The sequence below is a fragment of the Streptomyces sp. CA-179760 genome (genome assembly GCF_050937045.1).
GTDB lineage: Bacteria > Actinomycetota > Actinomycetes > Streptomycetales > Streptomycetaceae > Streptomyces.
Genome location: NZ_JBNJLZ010000001.1, coordinates 3,841,850 through 3,855,394, shown reverse-complemented (window position 1 = coordinate 3,855,394; position 13,545 = coordinate 3,841,850). Strand labels below are relative to the sequence as shown.

The window sequence follows — 13,545 nt, the reverse complement described above, 5'->3', positions numbered from 1 at the left end:
ACCCGTGGAGCAGCTCAAGAATGGCTCAGACACCCCCGCTCCTCTCGCCTGGCGGCATAGCGTCGGAACAGACCGGATACCCCGTGTCACGGCGTGACGTCGTCAGCGCAGAGACCGTACTTCCTTCTACGTCACGCAACGGCGCGCGACAGGAGCCAGAGGACAATGCAGACCAAGCTGGACGAAGCAAAGGCCGAGTTGCTCGAGAGGGCCGCCCGGGTAGCTGAGAACAGCCCGGTCGGGGGGCACCTACCGACCGGGTCGACGGGCGAGGAGACCCCAGACGCCCAGGAGGCCCCGGACCGCGAGTCCCTGATCTCGTTCCTCCAGCGTTACTACCTGCACACGGCCCCGGAGGACCTTGCCGACCGCGACCCGGTCGATGTCTTCGGAGCCGCCGTATCCCACTACCGGCTGGCCGAGAACCGCCCCCAGGGCACGGCCAACGTGCGGGTTCACACACCCAGCGTGGAAGAGAACGGGTGGACGTGCAGCCACACCGTCGTCGAGGTCGTCACCGACGACATGCCCTTCCTCGTCGACTCCGTCACCAACGAGCTGACGCGCCAGGGGCGCGGGATCCACGTCGTCATCCACCCGCAGTTCGTGGTGCGGCGCGATGTGACCGGCAAGCTCATCGAGGTGCTGCCCACGCCCGCGACCGGCGCCGGCGACCTCCCGCACGACGCGCACGTCGAGTCCTGGATCCACGTGGAGACCGACCGCGAGACGGACCGGTCCGATCTGAAGCAGATCACCGCCGACCTGCTGCGCGTGCTGTCCGACGCCCGTGAGGCCGTCGAGGACTGGGGCAAGATGCGGGAGGCGGCGACCCGGCTGGCGGAGGGGCTGCCGGACGAGCCCATCCCCGGTGACCTCCCCGGACCACAGGTCGAGGAGGCCCGCGAGCTGCTGCGCTGGCTGGCCGACGACCACTTCACGTTCCTCGGCTACCGCGAGTACCGGCTGCGCGACGACGACTCCCTGGCCGCCGTCCCCGGCACCGGGCTCGGCATACTGCGCGCGGACCCGCACCACGCCGCCGAGGAGAGCCACCCGGTCAGCCCGTCGTTCGAGCGGCTGCCCGCCGACGCCCGTGCCAAGGCGCGCGAGCACAAGCTGCTCGTCCTGACCAAGGCGAACAGCCGGGCGACCGTGCACCGGCCGTCGTACCTGGACTACATCGGGGTGAAGAAGTTCGACGCCGAGGGCAATGTCGTCGGCGAGCGGCGCTTCCTCGGACTGTTCTCCTCCGCCGCCTACACCGAGTCCGTGCGCCGGGTCCCCGTCATCCGTCGCAAGGTCGCGGATGTCCTGGAGCGCGCCGGGTTCTCGCCCCACAGCCACGACGGACGCGATCTGCTGCAGATCCTGGAGACGTACCCGCGCGACGAGCTCTTCCAGACCCCGGTCGACGAGCTGCGGTCCATCGTCACCTCCGTGCTCTACCTCCAGGAGCGCAGGCGGCTGAGGCTCTACCTGCGCCAGGACGAGTACGGGCGCTACTACTCCGCCCTCGTCTACCTCCCGCGCGACCGCTACACCACGGCCGTGCGCCTCAGGATCATCGAGATCCTCAAGGAGGAACTGGGCGGCATCAGCGTCGACTTCACCGCCTGGAACACCGAGTCGATCCTCTCCCGGCTGCACTTCGTGGTCCGGGTCCCGCAGGGCACCGAGCTGCCGGAGCTGTCCGACTCCGACAAGGACCGCATCGAGGCCCGGCTGGTGGAGGCGGCCCGCTCCTGGGAGGACGCCTTCGCCGAGGCACTCAACGCCGAGCTCGGCGAGGAGCGCGCGGCCGAACTGATGCGCCGGTACGCGCACGCCTTCCCCGAGGGCTACAAGGCCGACCACAACCCGCGCGCGGCGGTCGCCGACCTCGTCCACCTCGAACAGCTGAACGCCGAGGAAGGCACGGACTTCGCGCTCAGCCTGTACGAGCCGGTGGGCGCCGCCCCCGAGGAGCGTCGCTTCAAGATCTACCGCACGGGCGACGCCATCTCCCTCTCGGCGGTGCTGCCGGTCCTCAACCGGCTCGGCGTCGAGGTCGTGGACGAGCGGCCGTACGACCTGCGCTGCCCGGACCGCAGCGTGGCCTGGATCTACGACTTCGGCATGCGCATGCCGCGCTCGCAGAACGGCAGCGGGGACTACCTCGGCGACGACGCCCGCGAGCGCTTCCAGGACGCCTTCGCCGCCACCTGGACCGGCAAGGCCGAGAACGACGGCTTCAACTCCCTGGTGCTGAGCGCCGGGCTCACCTGGCGCCAGGCGATGGTGCTGCGGGCGTACGCGAAGTACCTGCGCCAGGCGGCTTCGACGTTCAGCCAGGACTACATGGAGGACACCCTCCGCAACAACGTCCACACCACCCGGCTGCTCGTCTCCCTGTTCGAGGCGCGGATGTCGCCGGACCGGCAGCGCGCGGGACACGAGATCGTGGACGCCCTGCTGGAGGAGGTCGACGCGGCCCTCGACCAGGTCGCGAGTCTGGACGAGGACCGGATCCTGCGGTCCTTCCTCACTGTCATCAAGGCGACCCTGCGCACCAACTTCTTCCAGGAGGCGGCGGGCGGCAAGCCGCACGACTACGTCTCCATGAAGTTCGACCCGCAGGCCATCCCCGACCTCCCGGCGCCGCGCCCGGCGTTCGAGATCTGGGTGTACTCGCCGCGCGTCGAGGGCGTGCACCTCAGGTTCGGCAAGGTCGCGCGCGGTGGTCTGCGCTGGTCCGACCGGCGTGAGGACTTCCGCACCGAGATCCTCGGCCTGGTCAAGGCGCAGATGGTGAAGAACACCGTCATCGTGCCGGTCGGCGCCAAGGGCGGCTTCGTCGCCAAGCAGCTGCCCGACCCGAGCGTGGACCGGGACGCGTGGCTGGCCGAGGGCGTCGCGAGCTACAAGACGTTCATCTCCGCGCTGCTCGACATCACCGACAACATGGTCGCCGGCGAGGTCGTGCCCCCGGCGGACGTCGTCCGGCACGACGAGGACGACACCTACCTCGTCGTCGCCGCCGACAAGGGCACCGCCACCTTCTCCGACATCGCCAACGGGGTCGCCGAGAACTACAACTTCTGGCTCGGCGACGCCTTCGCCTCCGGCGGCTCCGCCGGCTACGACCACAAGGGCATGGGCATCACCGCCCGCGGCGCCTGGGAGTCCGTCAAGCAGCACTTCCAGAAGCTGGGCGTCGACACCCAGACCGAGGACTTCACGGTCGTCGGCATCGGCGACATGTCCGGTGACGTGTTCGGCAACGGCATGCTGCTCTCCGAGCACATCCGGCTGGTGGCCGCCTTCGACCACCGGCACATCTTCATCGACCCGAACCCGGACGCCGCCACCTCCTACGCCGAGCGCCGCCGCCTGTTCGAGCTGCCCCGCTCCAGCTGGGCGGACTACGACAAGGAGCTGCTGTCGGCCGGCGGCGGCATCTTCCCGCGCACGGCCAAGGCGATCCCGGTCAACGCGCACATCCGCGAGGCCCTCGGCATCGAGACCAAGGTCACCAAGCTGACCCCCGCCGACCTGATGAAGGCGATCTTCCAGGCGCCGGTGGACCTGCTCTGGAACGGCGGCATCGGCACGTACGTCAAGTCCTCCGCCGAGTCGAACGCGGACGTCGGTGACAAGGCCAATGACGCCATCCGCGTCGACGGCAAGGACCTGCGCGTCAAGGTCGTCGGCGAGGGCGGCAACCTGGGTCTGACCCAGCTCGGCCGGATCGAGTTCGCGCTGCACGGCGGCCGGATCAACACCGACGCCATCGACAACAGCGCGGGCGTGGACACCTCCGACCACGAGGTGAACATCAAGATCCTGCTCAACGGCTTGGTCACCGACGGCGACATGACCGTCAAGCAGCGCAACAAGCTGCTCGCCGAGATGACCGACGAGGTCGGCCGCCTGGTGCTGCGCAACAACTACGCGCAGAACACGGCGATCGCCAACGCCCTCGCCCAGTCCGGCTCCATGCTCCACGCCCAGCAGCGCTTCCTGAAGCACCTGGTCAGGGAGGGCCACCTCAACCGGGCGCTGGAGTTCCTGCCCACCGACCGGCAGATCCGCGAGCGGCTCGCCCAGGGCCAGGGCCTGACCGGCCCGGAGACGGCGGTACTCCTGGCGTACACGAAGATCACGGTCGCCGAGGAGCTGCTGCACACCTCGCTGCCGGACGACCCGTACCTGAGCACCCTGCTGCACGCGTACTTCCCGACCGAGCTGCGCGAGCAGTTCCCCGAGCACCTCGTCAGCCACCCGCTGCGTCGCGAGATCACCACGACCGTCCTGGTCAACGACACGGTCAACACGGGCGGTACGACGTATCTGCACCGGCTGCGCGAGGAGACCGGGGCGTCGCTGGAGGAGATCGTGCGGGCGCAGACCGCGGCCCGGGCGATCTTCCGCCAGTCCCCGGTGTGGGACGGGGTCGAGGCGCTCGACAACAGGGTCGAGGCCGACGTCCAGACCCGCATCCGCCTGCACTCGCGCCGTCTGGTGGAGCGGGGCACGCGCTGGCTGCTCAACAACCGGCCGCAGCCGCTGGACCTCGCCGAGACGGTCGACTTCTTCGCCGACCGGGTCGAACAGGTCTGGGGGCAGCTGCCGAATCTGCTGCGCGGCGCCGATCTGGAGTGGTACCAGAAGATCTTCGACGAGCTGACGGGCGTCGGCGTCCCGGACGAACTCGCCACCCGGGTGGCCGGTTTCTCCTCGGCCTTCCCGACGATCGACATCGTCTCGGTCGCGGACCGCATGGACCGGGAGCCGCTGGACGTCGCCGAGGTCTACTACGACCTCGCCGACCGGCTGCGCATCACCCAGCTCATGGACCGCATCTCCGAGCTGCCCCGTGCCGACCGCTGGCAGTCCATGGCCCGCGCGGCGATCCGCGAGGACCTGTACGCGGCGCACTCGGCGCTGACCGCCGACGTCCTGGCGGTGGGCAACGGCACCTCGACGCCCGAGCAGCGGTACAAGGCGTGGGAGCAGAAGAACGCGGCGATCCTCGGCCGGGCCCGGACCACGCTGGAGGAGATCCAGGGGTCCGACGCGTTCGACCTCGCCAACCTGTCGGTGGCGATGCGCACGATGAGGACGCTGCTGCGGACGCACTCGTAGGGCGTACGGCCTCTTGGGCGCCCCGGGCCGGTTTCGGTCCGGGGCGCCGTTCTTGGCGTGCCCCAGGTTTCTTGGGTGGGCCCCAGGTTCTTGGCGTGACTCAGGGCGGTTCGAGTGGAGGACTGACCGTTTCCGGCTGAGGCTTGTGCCGTGAGACCCGCCCTCGCCGCGCGGGCCGCCGCCGTGGTGGTCGCCGCGGCTGTCGTCGTGCTGCTGCTCCTCGTGATCGTCCGGCTTCCCTGGGCCGGGGATCTCGGTGTGCACGCGGCGACCGTCCAGCGTTTGCGGCACAACCTCCTCGACCCCGGCAATCCGCTCGTCGACGCGGACACGCCGAGTCCGTACTACTCGCCCTGGATGGTGGTGCTCGGCTGCGTCGCGCGGGTGAGTGAACTGTCGGTCTTCTGGGTGCTGCGGATCGGGGCGCTGGTCGGGCTCGGGCTGCTGGTGACAGGGGTGTGGCGGTATGTGCGGACGCTGAGCGACCGTGGTGCCGCGCCCGCGCCGGCCTTGCTGTGCCTGCTGTTCCTGTGGGGACGGCGCTCTTCAACTGGAGCGGCTTCTACGGGCTCAACTCGCTCGCGCTGACAGTGTCGTACCCGAGCGTCTTCACACTGGGGCTGGCGTTTCACCTCTGGGCCTGGCTGGGGCGGGCGGTGCGGGAGGACGGGGGGTGGGGGTGTGGCTCGGGCTGGGGGTGCTGTGGGCGGTGATCCTGCTGTGCCACCAGTTCACTGGGGTGGTGGCCTCGCTGGGGGCGGTCGCGACGGTGGTCGCCGCGCGGCCGGGGCGGGCGGTGTGGGGGCGGCTGGGGTGCGGGGTGGTGCTGGGGTTCGTGGTGCTGCTGGTGTGGCCGTACTACGACTTCTTCGCGCTGGTCGGGGGTGGGGCGGGCTGGAGTCGGTGCATCGGCCGCTCTACGAGGACCTGTTCGGGCGCTACTGGCTGGTGTTGCTCGGGGTGGTGGCGCTGGGGGTGCGGTGGTGGCGGGATCGGTGGGATCCACTGGTGCTGTTCTTCGTGCTGGGGGTTGCCGTGGTGGCGGTGGGTGGGGTGAGCGGGCAGTACGCGTGGGGGCGGGTGTTGCCGGCGGTGCTGATTCCGGCGCAGGTCGCGGTGGCGGTGGAGGTGGGGGAGGCCGGGCGGCGCGCGGTGCGGGTGGGGTGGGGGTGTGTGCTGGGGGTGGCTCTGGCTGTGGGGGCGTGGACGCAGGTGGGGACGGTGGGGTACGTGGTGAGACCTGGGGATCTGCCGGCCGTCGTCGCGGAGAAGTACCGGGAGCCGTGGGTCGGGTATCAGTGGATGACGCGGTGGGTGAGGTACGGGGATGTGGTGATGGCTCGGGAGGGGCGGCCGAGTGCGCAGATTCCGGCGTATGGGGCGTACACCGTGGCGCCTGGGTATCCCGACTTCTTCCTGCCGGATGAGGGGCGGAGGGAGGAGGCGGTGCGGAGGTATTTCGGGGGTGGGGTGTCGGCGGGGGAGCGGGGGGCGATTTTGCGGGAGTACGGGGTGCGGTGGGTGATGGGTACGGCGGTGGACGGGCGGCGTGGGGTGGGGTTGCGGGAGGTGGGGCGGGGGCCTGAGGGGCAGGTGTTGTACAAGGTGCTGCGGTGAGGTTGGGGGAGTGGTTCTCATCCGGGTGGAGGTGCCCGGGGCGTGGGTGCTGAGGCCGGGTGGGTCCGCAGCCCGGCGGTGCGGGGTGCCGCTGCGCCCACCCGTGCCGCCCTTAGCGGCACACATGCCCGCAGCGCGGCGGGGTGTACCCGTGCCGCCTGTCGCGGCACACATGCCCGCAGCGCGGCGGGGTGTACCCGTGCCGCCTGTCGCGGCACACATGCCCGCAGCGCGGCGGGGTGTACCCGTGCCGCCTGTCGCGGCACGCATGCCCGCAGCGCGGCTCAGCGCAGTGCGCTTGCCACCAAGCGGGCCGCTCGCTTGACCCTGGGGCGGGCCAGGCGGCGGACTGTTGGGCGGATCAGTTTTGCTGTTGTGCCCGTCGGTTCCCAGCGGCACTGCAAGCGGCCGGGGTTGTGGCCTTCGGGTTCCAGGGTCAGTCGGTGGTGGGGGACCTGGGTGGTGAAGGCCGGGAAGGTGAGGGGGCCAGGAGGAGGCCGGTGTGGGAGACGCCCTGGTGTTGCAGCCGCAGCAAGGGGTGGCGGACTCCGGAGAAGCCGTAGAAGGGGAGCAGCGCCGCTCCGAGGTCGAGATGGGCGTGGCCCTCGAAGACGCCGGGGCCGACGGGGGAAAGGCGGAAGTGGACGTGCAGGCGGTGGCCGCCGGGGGCGATGAGGAGGGTGGCGCGCCGAGGGCCGACGGGGAGGCGCAGGGCCGGGTCGTACGTGCGGATCGCGAGGTCGACGGAGGCGCCCGGGCCTCGGGTGATCTCCGTGATCTCGTGGCGGAACTGGGCGCTCGGGAAGGGCCGGGTCTCCAGATCCAGGTCTGAGATGTCCAGTTCGCGGCGGGACTGTTCCGAGGCCGGGATCCGGTCGCCCCAGTACGTGCGGCCCTCACCGTCCGTCGTGATCCACCGCGGCCCCACGCCGTGGCCGAGGCCTCGGGCCGCCAGCCGGGCCTCCGGCAGACGGCCGTCGCGGATCAGCTGGAGGACGACGCGTTCGGCGCGCGGGAGGCGGGCGAAGGCGCCGGGGGCGAGCGTGTCGAGGTACGGCGTGACCAGGTCCGCGAAGGACGACAGCCACGCGTCGTCCCGGTAGGGCAGGTCACCGGCGTACATCCGGAAGTCGTGCTTGAGGAACTTGTGGTCCTTGTCCTCGCGCAGCGACTCGTGCCCGCTCTCGGCCAGGAACCCGTCGATGAGGTGCTGGACGTGAATCCGGTCGCGGACGTTCTCCAGCTTGTGCCGCTGGTTCGATATCGACGCGGCCTCGGATGTGGCGTAGGGCGCCACATACCAGCGGTAGACCGGTTCCGGGACGATCGTGAAGCTCTTGGCCAGGCAGTACGCCTGGGCCGAGAACAGCTGGTCCTCGTAGTGGATGCCCTCGGGGAAGCGCAGGCGGTGCCGGTCGAGGAAGGCGCGGGCGTACATCTTGCTCGTCGACAGGTGCTCGAAGAGCAGGCGCGGGTCGGTCTCGATGCCGTCGAGGGTGCGGCGCTCGGCGACCAGGTGCGGCATCCAGGTCGAGCGGCGGCCGTTGTCCACCCGGACCCGCTGCACCGCCCCCATCGCGAAGTCGATCTCGCGTTCGCGGTGCGCGGCGAGCAGCAGTGCGACGGCGTCGTCGGGGAGTTCGTCGTCGCTGTCGAGGAACATCAGGTACGGCGCCCGGGCGATGTCCAGGGCGCGGTTGCGCGGGACGCCGCAGCCGCCGCTGTTCCGCTCCAGGCGGAGGTGGCGGACGCGGGGGTCCTGGGCCGCGAGACGCCGTGCGACGTCCGCGGTTCCGTCCGTGGAGTGGTCGTCGCTGATGATGATCTCGACGTTGGCGTGGGTCTGCCGGCGGACCGAGTCGACCGCGCGCGTGAGGCGTTCGGCGTCGTTGTAGACGATGACCGTCACGGTGACGTCGGGGGTGCTCATGCGGTCGCCTCCTGCGGGGTCGGGGCCGGGGTGCGTTCCTCGAGCGGCAGCACCGGCGGCAGGGAGCGTTCGTCCTGGCCGAGGAAGACCCGGCGTACGACGCGCTCGGCGGCGCGTCCGTCGTCGTACTCGCAGAACCGGCGGCGGAAGGCGGCCCTGGTCTTCGCCGCGCCCTCGTCGCGCCAGGCATCGGTGGTGAGGATCTCCGTCAGATCCTGCTGGGTGTGGGCGACCGGGCCCGGGGCCTGGTCCATCAGGTCGAAGTAGACGCCGCGGGTGGTGCGGTACGTCTCCCAGTCGTCGGCGTGGATCACGATCGGCCGGTCGAGGTTGGCGTAGTCGAACATGATCGAGGAGTAGTCCGTGACCAGGGCGTCCGCCGCCAGGCAGAGATCCTCGACCGGGTCGTAGGAGGAGACGTCGATGATCCGGCCCGTGCGGCGCAGGTTGGTGAGCGGGGAGGCGGCACCGCCGTAGAAGTAGTGGCCGCGCACGAGCAGGACCGTGTCCTCGCCCAAGCGGTCGGCGAGGGCGGCGAGGTCGAGGCGCGGGTTCCAGCCGGCCTCGTAGTCACGGTGGGTCGGCGCGTAGAGGACGGCCCGGCGGCCCGGGTCGATGCCGAGGCGTTCGCGGACGGCACGGATGTCGTCGGCAGTGGCCGTGTAGTAGACGTCGTTGCGCGGATAGCCGTGGTCGAGGGAGACGTAGTGCGAGGGGTACGCGCGCTCCCACATACGGGTGGTGTGGCTGTTGGCGGAGACGCTGTAGTCCCACTTGTCGATGCGCTCCAGCAGCGCCTTGAAGTCCAGTCCCTGCGCGGCGGCCGGGTACGCCATCTGGTCAAGGCCCATGCGCTTCAGGGGTGTGCCGTGGTGGGTCTGGACGTGGATCGCGTCCGGGCGTTTGACCACCGCGCCCGGGAAGTTGACGTTGTTGACGAGGTACTTGGCGGTCGCCAGCACCTCCCAGTAGCGCCGGCTGCCGGGTACGACATGGTCGGTGCCGGGCGGCAGGAGCGCCTCGTTCTCCCGGGTGACCACCCACACCGGGTGGATCTGCGGGGCGAGTTCGGACAGCTCGGCGGCGATCGCGGCGGGGTTGCAGGCGACGCCGCGGTTCCAGTAGGCCGCGAACACCGCGAGGTGGGGGTTGACCGGGCGGGCGAGCGCCCTGCGGTACTGGTGGTCGCGGAGCTTGGCGCCGGCCTGGCGCTTCCGGCTCCGTACGGCCGACTGGGCGGTGCGGCGGGTGCGGTTGGCGGCCTGGAAGGCCCGGTACCTGGCGTAGGCGCCCTCCTCGAGCAGGGAGCGGCGGACGCCTTCGAGACCGGCGGGGCGGCTGTAGCCCTCGGGACGGCGGCGCAGGGCGGCCAGGGACGCCCGGCGGAAGAACTCCCGCGCCACCTCCTCCGGCATGCCGCCACGCGCGAAGACACGCAGGCAGTCGCGGACCATGACGTCGTAGAGCACGGCGTGGGCGGCGGGGCGGCCCCGGGTGAGGTCGAGGAGGGACTCGTAGCGCTCGACGAGGCCGTAGCGCTGCTCGGGAGTGACCGGCGGCAGGCTCGCGGGGCGCAGGGCGCGGTCCTCGTAGGCGACGTGCGGCAGGCAGGCGACGCGGTCGGCGAGCAGCAGGGCGGCCAGGGCGGCGTACGGCTCGTCGTCGGTGGTGAGCTGCTGTTCGTGCGCCCGCCAGAAGTCCGCGCGCAGGACGCGGGTGCCGAGCGTCGGGGTGAGGCGCAACAGGGGCGCGCAGGCGTCGAGGGCGACGTCGGCGCGCCCCGTCCGCGCCAGCAGGGCGCTGTTCGGGGAGGGCATGCCGGAGGTGTGCCAGGTGCTGCGGACATGGTCGAGGAGCAGGACGTCCACCTCGGCGGGCAGCTCGGCCACCCGCTCGGCGACCGTGCGCGGGGCGCCGGCGGGCAGGCCGTCCTTGGCGTGGACGAAGTGCAGCCAGCGGCCCGAGGCCCGTGCCGCGCCCGCCGCGCGGGCCGCCGCGTCTCCCATGCCGTCCGGCACCGGCAGCACCTGGACGTCCGGGGCGTGCCGCTCGGCCGTCTCCCGGGCCCAGTCGCCGACCGCGGCCACGATCACCTCGGCGTCGGGGAGGGGATGCGCGGCGAGGGAGTCGAGGAGTTCCGTCAGATGGTCCTGAACGTTCGCCCCGTGGACGATGAGGCTGAGCTCGGCCATCGCGAGGGCTCCTTCTCACTGATGCGTCGTATTCGGTCATGGTTTCACCAATAAGACAAAACGGCCGACCGAAGTACGCCTCACGAGCGAACAGGAACCTTGGGCTCGGGCTTGGGCTTCGGCTTAGCGGACTTGTCCCCGGTGAACGCCTCGTACTCCTTGAGGACGTCCTCCGTCGGCCCGTCCATGAGCAGCTCGCCGCGCTCCAGCCACAGCACGCGGTCGCAGGTGTCGCGGATCGACTTGTTGTTGTGGCTGACCAGGAACACCGTGCCCGCGTGCTTGCGCAGCTCGCGGATGCGCTGCTCGGAGCGCTTCTGGAAGGAGCGGTCGCCGGTGGCCAGCGCCTCGTCGATCAGCAGGACGTCGTGGTCCTTGGCGGCGGCGATGGAGAACCGCAGCCGCGCGGCCATACCGGAGGAGTACGTCCGCATCGGCAGCGTGATGAAGTCACCCTTCTCGTTGATCCCGGAGAAGTCGACGATCTCCTCGTAGCGGTCCCTGACCTGCTCGCGGGACATGCCCATGGCCAGGCCGCCGAGGTGCACGTTGCGCTCGCCGGTCAGGTCGTTCATCAGGGCCGCGTTGACGCCGAGCAGGGAGGGCTGGCCGTGGGTGTAGATGCGGCCGTTCTCCACGGGGAGGAGTCCGGCGACGGCCTTCAGCAGGGTCGACTTGCCGGAGCCGTTGGTGCCGATCAGGCCGATCGCCTCGCCCTTGTACGCGACGAAGGACACGTTCCGTACGGCGTGCACCCGGCGCACACCGGCCGCCTTCTCGGTCTTCTTGCGGCGCACGATGCGGTTGAGAGCGGCGGTCGCGGAGCCGCGTCCGGCGCCGGTGCCGTTGACGCGGTAGACGATGTCGACGCCGTCGGCGACGACGGTGGGGACCTTGTCGTTGGTGTTGTCAGCCACGGCCGTACGTCTCCTCTGCCTTCCAGAAGTAGATGAAGCCGCCGACACCGGCGACCAGGGCCCATCCGACGGCGAGCGCCCACACATGGGCCGGGAGCTGGCTCGCGTGGAAGCTGTCGATCAGGGCGAAGCGCATCAGGTCGATGTAGATCGCGGCCGGGTTGGTCTCCAGCAGGACCGTCACCACGCGCGGCAGGCTGTCCTTGTCGGCCAGCTTGTCGATGCTCCACATGACACCCGAGACATACATCCAGGTGCGCAGGACGAACGGCATCAGCTGGGCGATGTCCGGGGTCTTGGCGCCCATCCGGGCCATGACCATGGAGACGCCGGCGTTGAACGTGAACTGCAGGAACAGCGCCGGCAGCGCCAGCAGCCAGGACACGCCGACCGGCACCCCGAAGCAGAGCAGGATGACGACCAGGGCGCCCATCGAGAACAGCAGCTGCTGGAGCTGCTGGAGGCAGAACGACAGGGGCAGGGCGGCGCGCGGGAAGTGCAGGGCGCGCACCAGGCCCAGGTTGCCGGCGATGGCGCGGGTGCCCGCCATGATCGAGCTCTGGGTGAACGTCCAGATGAACACGCCCGTGACCAGGAACGGGATGTAGTCCGGCACACCGTGCTTGGTGCCGAGCAGGACGCCGAAGATGAAGTAGTAGACCGCCGCGTTCAGCAGCGGGGTCATCACCTGCCAGACCTGGCCCAGCTTCGCCTGGCTGTACTGGGCGGTGAGCTTGGCGGTGGCGAACGCGGTGATGAAGTGGCGGCGGGCCCACAGCTGCCGGACGTACGCGGGCAGGGAGGGCCGGGCGCCGCTGACCGAGAGGCCGTGGCGGGCGGCGAGGGCCGCGAGGTCGTCGGCGGGGGCCGGGGCCGGTGGCTGGGGCGGTGTGTCGAGGACCTGGCTCACATCCGCTGCTTTCGCTCGGGGGAGGGGGTGTGGGACCTGGGTCGTGAGGAGCGGAAAGTGGGTTTTTACCAGACTCTTCACGAATTCTTACGTCGGGACGGGACCGTATCGTCGCAACGTGAGCGTAGGCCTTTCGAGCGTCGGAACGCAACCGTTTCGTCGTGACGCCCCTATGCTGTCGGCATGACGACGAACGCGAACGCCGACGAGCCGCCGCAGCCGCGTCCGCAGCCACGTCCGCGCCGCCGGGCCCCCGCGGGGCGGCCGTGCTGCGGGAGGATGTGACGGACGCGATCCGGGCGGCCGTGTTCGAGGAGCTCGCGGCCGTCGGCTACGCGCGGATGTCCATCGAGGGGATCGCGCGCCGGGCGGGCGTCGGGAAGACGGCGGTGTACCGCCGCTGGCGCTCGAAGCTGCACCTCGTGCTCGACATCGTCTCGGCGCTCGCCGTGCAGGGCCTGCCGGCGCCGGACACCGGCTCACTGGAGGGCGACCTGCGGCTGCTGTACGAGGTGACGTCCCGGGCCCTGCGCCACCCCGTCGCCTCGCAGATCATCCCCGACCTCCAGGCCGAGGCGGCCCGCAACGCCGAGATCGCCGAGGCCCTCCAGAAGGCCCTGCGCGAGGGCCAGGACGGCGTCGCGACCGGCATCGTCACAGCGGCGGAACGCCGCGGCGAGCTCCGCGAGGGCCTCGACCGCGACCTGGCCCTCGACCTGATCTCGGGACCGCTGTACTGGCGGTCGGTGGTCATCCGCACCCCGAAGCTGCCGCAGGGGTATCTGGGGTCACTGGCCCGTGCCACGGCGGGGGCGTTGCGGGCGTTGTGAGGGGGCTTGCCGGTAGGTGACG

4 protein-coding genes and 3 pseudogenes are annotated in these 13,545 nt (G+C 70.7%); 3 read left to right on the top strand and 4 right to left on the bottom strand.

The window, feature by feature from the left end; translation table 11 throughout:
• Nucleotides 1-165 precede the first annotated feature (165 nt).
• Together ACQEV8_RS17135 and ACQEV8_RS17130 are read left to right on the top strand one after the other, a co-directional pair.
• The gene (locus tag ACQEV8_RS17135) at nt 166-5,127 is read left to right on the top strand and encodes an NAD-glutamate dehydrogenase (protein ID WP_432961054.1); all 4,962 of its coding nucleotides are present in this window, start codon (nt 166-168) and stop codon (nt 5,125-5,127) included.
• A 150-nt stretch (nt 5,128-5,277) separates the two neighbouring features.
• A pseudogene (locus ACQEV8_RS17130) lies at nt 5,278-6,744 on the top strand (hypothetical protein).
• A gap of 284 nt (nt 6,745-7,028) precedes the next feature.
• On the opposite strand, the pseudogene ACQEV8_RS17125 reads toward ACQEV8_RS17130, so the two are convergent.
• From ACQEV8_RS17125 to ACQEV8_RS17110, 4 genes and pseudogenes are all read right to left on the bottom strand, one after another.
• A pseudogene (locus ACQEV8_RS17125) lies at nt 7,029-8,674 on the bottom strand (glycosyltransferase family 2 protein).
• On the bottom strand, nt 8,671-10,866 hold the full coding sequence (locus ACQEV8_RS17120; protein WP_432961052.1) for a CDP-glycerol glycerophosphotransferase family protein: 2,196 nt from the start codon (nt 10,864-10,866) through the stop codon (nt 8,671-8,673). The pseudogene ACQEV8_RS17125 and the gene ACQEV8_RS17120 overlap by 4 nt, the downstream one beginning before the upstream one ends.
• Nucleotides 10,867-10,946: 80 nt before the next feature.
• The gene (locus tag ACQEV8_RS17115; RefSeq protein WP_432961050.1) at nt 10,947-11,783 is read right to left on the bottom strand and encodes an ABC transporter ATP-binding protein; all 837 of its coding nucleotides are present in this window, start codon (nt 11,781-11,783) and stop codon (nt 10,947-10,949) included.
• A complete protein-coding gene (locus ACQEV8_RS17110) occupies nt 11,776-12,693 on the bottom strand; it encodes an ABC transporter permease (protein ID WP_432961048.1) in 918 nt (305 codons plus the stop codon). The genes ACQEV8_RS17115 and ACQEV8_RS17110 overlap by 8 nt, the downstream gene beginning before the upstream one ends.
• Before the next feature lie 183 nt (nt 12,694-12,876).
• Between ACQEV8_RS17110 and ACQEV8_RS17105 the strand changes: the two are divergent.
• Nucleotides 12,877-13,523: pseudogene (locus ACQEV8_RS17105) on the top strand (TetR/AcrR family transcriptional regulator).
• The last annotated feature ends 22 nt before the right edge of the window (nt 13,524-13,545 follow it).

Excerpts from the sequence above, each read along its gene's own strand:
- ACQEV8_RS17135 (WP_432961054.1), top strand. The coding sequence starts at position 166 with ATGCAGACCAAGCTGGACGAAGCAAAGGCCGAGTTGCTCGAGAGGGCC.
- ACQEV8_RS17120 (WP_432961052.1), bottom strand. The coding sequence starts at position 10,866 with ATGGCCGAGCTCAGCCTCATCGTCCACGGGGCGAACGTTCAGGACCAT.